4 protein-coding genes and 2 pseudogenes are annotated in these 4,052 nt (G+C 63.2%); 3 read left to right on the top strand and 3 right to left on the bottom strand.

What is annotated here, in order from left to right:
* From DBR22_RS08750 to DBR22_RS08740, 3 genes and pseudogenes are all read right to left on the bottom strand, one after another.
* A pseudogene (locus DBR22_RS08750) lies at positions 1-445 on the bottom strand (hypothetical protein); the annotation flags it as partial.
* Positions 442-768, bottom strand: a pseudogene (locus DBR22_RS08745) (DivIVA domain-containing protein); the annotation flags it as partial. The pseudogenes DBR22_RS08745 and DBR22_RS08750, both read right to left, overlap by 4 nt.
* Positions 769-1,137: 369 nt before the next feature.
* The gene (locus DBR22_RS08740; protein WP_108598695.1) at positions 1,138-1,920 is read right to left on the bottom strand and encodes a TIGR00730 family Rossman fold protein; all 783 of its coding nucleotides are present in this window, start codon (positions 1,918-1,920) and stop codon (positions 1,138-1,140) included.
* 116 nt (positions 1,921-2,036) lie between these two features.
* On the opposite strand from DBR22_RS08740, the gene DBR22_RS08735 reads away from it, so the two are divergent.
* From DBR22_RS08735 to DBR22_RS08725, 3 genes are all read left to right on the top strand, one after another.
* Positions 2,037-2,792: an amino acid ABC transporter ATP-binding protein gene (locus tag DBR22_RS08735; protein WP_108598694.1), complete on the top strand. Its 756-nt coding sequence runs from the start codon at positions 2,037-2,039 to the stop codon at positions 2,790-2,792.
* A 76-nt stretch (positions 2,793-2,868) separates the two neighbouring features.
* The gene (locus tag DBR22_RS08730) at positions 2,869-3,756 is read left to right on the top strand and encodes a glutamate ABC transporter substrate-binding protein (RefSeq protein WP_108598693.1); all 888 of its coding nucleotides are present in this window, start codon (positions 2,869-2,871) and stop codon (positions 3,754-3,756) included.
* 93 nt (positions 3,757-3,849) lie between these two features.
* Positions 3,850-4,052, top strand: a 203-nt coding sequence (locus DBR22_RS08725) for an ABC transporter permease subunit (protein ID WP_146187438.1), incomplete at its 3' end; no start/stop codon positions are given.

Here is a 4,052-nt window from a genome sequence, read left to right as displayed (position 1 = left end):
GGCTGTACACCGCCAGCGCCGCCGCCAGGCCGGAAACCATGGCGATGATGGTCAGCGACGCCGCCGGATTCAGCCCTGTCAGCCCGGACAGCGCACGTGCCAGTGCCGGAAAGAGCGGGTAGAACGCCCAGGCATTTTCCTGCACGTTGCCGGCGTCGTCCGTCGGGAGGACGGACGGATAGCCCTCGGTGACAATCCGCCCGTACCAGCGGGCGTCCCAGATATTGATGAAATTCCAATAGTCAGGCTTCGAAGGAAACCACGGGTTGGGTCCCTGGTGAAGCGCTGCAGCCATGAAAATACAGGCGCTGACCAGCCGTGAGACGGCGTAGAGCACACCCACCTGCAGCCACCATGGCCACCGTTGGAGTGCGCCGGCGGCACGCGTGGCAGCGGCGCTGACCGAGGCTCTTGGGCCTGTCCGGTCGCCTGTTTCCGTGCTCAAGTGCCGGACTCCTGCGGCGCGGCCCGCTCTGCAGCTACCCGGTCGGTGTCCGCCCGGTCGGCGTCCGTCCGATCGGCAGCCACCCGGTCGGTGTCCCCCCGGTCGGCGTCAGCCAGGCGGGCGCGGAGCCTGGCTACTTCCTCGTCCTTGGCAGCGAGCTGGTCGCGCAGTTCGTCCAGGACCTGGTCCACCTGGTCCATGCGGTAGCCGCGGAGCCCCAGGGAGAAGCGGATCCGGTCGATGTCCGCAGGGGCGGCTTCGGCAGGCAACAAAACGGGCGGAAGGTTGGCTGGTGGCTGTTCAAACCCGCCGAACAGGAGCCCACGTGCGGGTGCTTCCGGCCTTGCGGCCTTCTGCTCGGCAGCCTCTGTTCCGCGGGAGCCCGATCCAACGCCGGGAGCGCCAGCAACGTCCGTCCCCGCGTCGGGAGCAGCGGCAACGTCCGTCCCCGCGTCGGGAGCAGCGGCAACGACCGTCCCGGCGGCGGGTGCAGCGGTAACGTCCGTCCCGGCGTCGGGCGCTGGCCTTCCGGCGTCAGGAGCGGCGCCCCTGCGGAAGCGCCCGAGAAGGCCGCGGCTGCCACCGGTGCCGGCCCATAGAGGGGCGCCGATCAGCACGATGGCTAGGAAGACCAGGAAAAAACTCACAGCACCCATCGTGCCAGATCCGGATGTGCGGGCCACGCGGACTGGTTATTCAGGCCGCTGTTCGCCGTTCAGCGAGGGCGTAATCCCTTCGTGCAGCACCCGCTGCACCGCTTCGGCAGGATCATCAACAAGTTGAATCAGGTCCAGATCCTTTTCCGAGACCATGCCCTCAGCCACGAGGGTTCCACGGATCCATTCGATCATGGGACCCCAGAAGTCGACGCCGAGCAACACGATCGGAAACGACGTCACCTTGCGGGTCTGGACCAGGACCATCGCCTCGAAAAGTTCATCGAGGGTGCCCAGTCCACCAGGCAGGACGATGAATCCCTGCGCGTATTTTACGAACATGGTCTTTCGTGCAAAGAAGTAGCGGAAGTTAATGCCGAGGTCCACCCACTGGTTCAGGCCCTGCTCAAAGGGGAGTTCAATGCCCAGGCCAACCGACACGCCGTTGCCCTCCACGGTGCCGCGGTTGGCGGCCTCCATGGAACCGGGGCCGCCGCCGGTAATAACTGCCACGCCGGCGGCAGCGAGATGCCGGCCCACCTCGACGCCCATTTCGTAGTACTGGCTGCCCGGCTTTGTCCTGGCGGAGCCGAAGACACTCACTGCGGGTCCCAGATCTGCCAGTGCCCCGAAGCCCTCAACAAACTCGCTCTGGATCCGCAGGACCCGCCAGGGGTCGGTGTGGACGAACTGACCCGGGCCCTTGGTATCCAGCAGATGCTGGTCGGACATTTCCACGGCAGCTTGCTTGCGTCGAAGTTCGAGGGGACCCTTGCGGCGCGGCTGGGAAGTTTTGGCCGGGTCTGCGTTGATGCTCATCTCCCAAGGCTAGACCCACCGCCGCGCTGGCGGCGGCAGGTATCTCTTGAATCACGATCCGTGCGACTTTGGGGTGATTCACCTCATAAACAGCCATTGTTCGCTAGATTCTTCTTATGACTACTCCTGTGCCTGGCGACGCGCTCGTCTCCCTGAATGGTGTGAATAAGCATTACGGTCAGCTGCACGTTCTGAAGGACATCAATCTGCACGTCCGCAAGGGCGAAGTTGTTGTTGTCATCGGGCCGTCGGGATCCGGTAAGTCCACCCTGTGCCGGGCCATCAACCGCCTGGAAACAATCGAGGGCGGCACCATCAGCATCGACGGCAAGGTGCTGCCCGAAGAAGGCAAAGAACTCGCGCAGCTCCGCGCGGATGTCGGCATGGTGTTCCAGTCCTTCAATCTTTTCGCGCACAAGACCATCCTGGAAAACGTGACGCTGGGGCCCATCAAGGTCAAGGGCGTAGCCAAGGCGCAGGCTGACAAGGAAGCCATGGCGCTGCTGGAGCGGGTTGGTGTGGGACACCAGGCGCCCAAGCTCCCCGCGCAGCTGTCCGGCGGGCAGCAGCAGCGTGTTGCCATCGCCCGTGCCCTCGCCATGAAACCCAAGGTCATGCTCTTTGATGAGCCCACCTCGGCACTGGACCCCGAGATGATCAACGAAGTCCTTGATGTCATGATCCAGCTGGCAAAGGAAGGGATGACCATGGTGGTGGTCACCCACGAGATGGGCTTCGCGCGGAAGGCTGCGGACCGCGTGGTTTTCATGGCTGACGGCCAGATCGTCGAAGACGCCACGCCGGAGGAATTCTTTACCAACCCCAAGAGTGACCGCGCCAAGGACTTCCTGTCCAAGCTGCTCACCCACTAACCACCACCCGCAAACGAACACACACTCCAGTTCGCATCCAGGCCGTGACCCACGGCCGATCAATGAAAGGAATGTCATGAAGGCATTTATGACCCGGCGGAAGTCGTTCTTCGTGGCGGCTACCGCTGCCTTGGCTTTGTCCCTGAGCGCCTGTGGCGGCGACGCCCCCAGCACCACCAGCGATCCCACGGTAGCCGAGAAGCCGACATTCGCTGCAGGCACCACCATGGAGAAGCTCGCCTCGGCCGGCACCATCAAGATCGGCACCAAGTACGATCAGCCCCTCTTCGGCCAGGTCGGCCTTGACGGCAAGCCCGTGGGCTTCGACGTCGAGATGGGCAAGCTGATCGCCGCCAAGCTGGGTATCGCGGCTGACAAGATCGAGTGGTCCGAGACCGTCTCCGCCAACCGCGAACCCTTCATTGAGCAGGGCAAGGTGGACCTGGTCATCGCGACCTACACCATCAACGACAAGCGCAAGACCGTTGTGGACTTTGCCGGACCGTACTACGAGGCCGGTCAGGCGCTGATGGTCAACAAGGACAACGACACCATCAAGAAGCCTGAAGACGTCGCCGGCAAGAAGGTCTGCTCGGTTACCGGTTCAACGCCTGCAGCCACCATTGTGGACAAGTACAAGGCCGAGCTGGTTCCTGCGGCCACATACTCCGCTTGCCTGGAGCCGCTGCGCAACAAGCAGGTTGAAGCCATCACCACGGACAACGTGATCCTCGCCGGCTTCGTGGACAAGGAGCCTGAAGCCTTCAAGCTGGCTTCGGACGAAACCTTCACCAAGGAGCCTTATGGCATCGGCCTGAAGAAGGGCGACACCGAGTTCCGCAACTGGATCAACGACCAGCTTGAGGCATTCGAAGAAGACGGGTCTTACAAGAAGGCCTGGGAAGCCACCGCGGGCGCTGTCATCAAGACCGCCCCGGCTCTGCCCGAGATCAACCGCTACTAACCGGCACCTGCGGTTGCCGGGACGGAGCCTTCCGCCCCGTCCCGGCGACCGTTTCCCCGTCTTCGCCCCCAACGCCCAGAGCCGAAGGATCCTATGGAAGTCATCATTGAAAACCTCCCCCTGTACTGGGAAGGCCTTCTCCGCACTCTTTTCCTGTCCGTCGTCTCCGGGATCATCGCACTCGTTGTCGGAACACTTTTGGCAGCAGCGCGTGTCTCCCCCGTTGCAGCCCTCCGGGGTTTCAGCACCGTTTACGTGGAAGTCCTCCGGAACACCCCGCTGACCATTGCCTTCTT

Origin of the sequence: Arthrobacter sp. HMWF013 (genome assembly GCF_003061105.1) — a bacterium.
Classification (GTDB): Bacteria; Actinomycetota; Actinomycetes; order Actinomycetales; family Micrococcaceae; genus Arthrobacter.
Note: the sequence above shows the minus strand (reverse complement) of the source record. Positions and strands in the feature narration are given on the sequence as shown.